Genomic DNA, 820 nt, shown 5'->3' with positions numbered 1-820 from the left:
GAAATCCGGCAAGTTGTTCCCATTTTCGTCTTTTTCAAAGCTGCTGTTTATATCGATTTCTTTAAACGATACGGTATCCAGATCCATATACGCCGAATCCTCTCCACCGACAGCAAACCGGATGAGAACCGACTTGGCATTAGGTTTTGCAACGAAGACTTGGGAGTGATTATGCCATTTCCAGCCGCCATTGTTGTAGGACTGCGCATCGTACCCTACTTCTTTGCCGTTAGCATCCAGTTGTATGATATGCATTCCAGCCGTTCCGCCGCCCTGGAGTGTATACTTCATCATGGCTCGTACTTCATAAGATTTCCCGCCAACAACAGGGATAGCATTGGAAAGTACGTATTGATAGGACTCACGATCACCCTTACCATTGAATAATCGGTATACGTTTACCCCATCTACCGGGTCATAGGGAGCCAGTCTAGCGAATGGCTCGCTGCTTGTTCCATTGCGCCAGTTTACTTCCCAAAAATCCGGTAAGTTGTTCCCGTTTTCATCTATTTCAAAGCTGCCGTTTATATTGATTTCTTTAAACGATACGGTATCCAGATCCATATAGGCTGAATCCTCTCCACCGACAGCAAACCGGATGAGAACCGATTTTGCATTAGGTTTTGCAACGAAGACTTGGGAGTGATTATGCCATTTCCAGCCGCCATTGTTATAAGACTGCGCATCGTACCCTACTTCTTTGCCGTTAGCATCCAGTTGTATGATATGCATTCCAGCCGTTCCGCCGTCTTGAAGTGTATACTTCATCATGGCTCGCACTTCATAAGATTTACCGCCAACGACAGGGATAGCATTGGAG

Annotated in this window: 1 protein-coding gene; it reads right to left on the bottom strand. The window is 46.0% G+C overall.

Going from position 1 to position 820, the window contains the following annotated elements:
• Nucleotides 1-820: hypothetical protein (locus QMG93_RS34950; protein ID WP_281944509.1), on the bottom strand; the 820-nt coding region annotated here is incomplete at both ends.

The organism is Paenibacillus tyrphae (assembly GCF_027925525.1).
GTDB classification, from domain to species: domain Bacteria; phylum Bacillota; class Bacilli; order Paenibacillales; family NBRC-103111; genus Paenibacillus_G; species Paenibacillus_G tyrfis_B.
The sequence above is the reverse complement of the archived record's forward strand: the minus strand, read 5'-3'. Positions and strand labels throughout refer to the sequence as shown.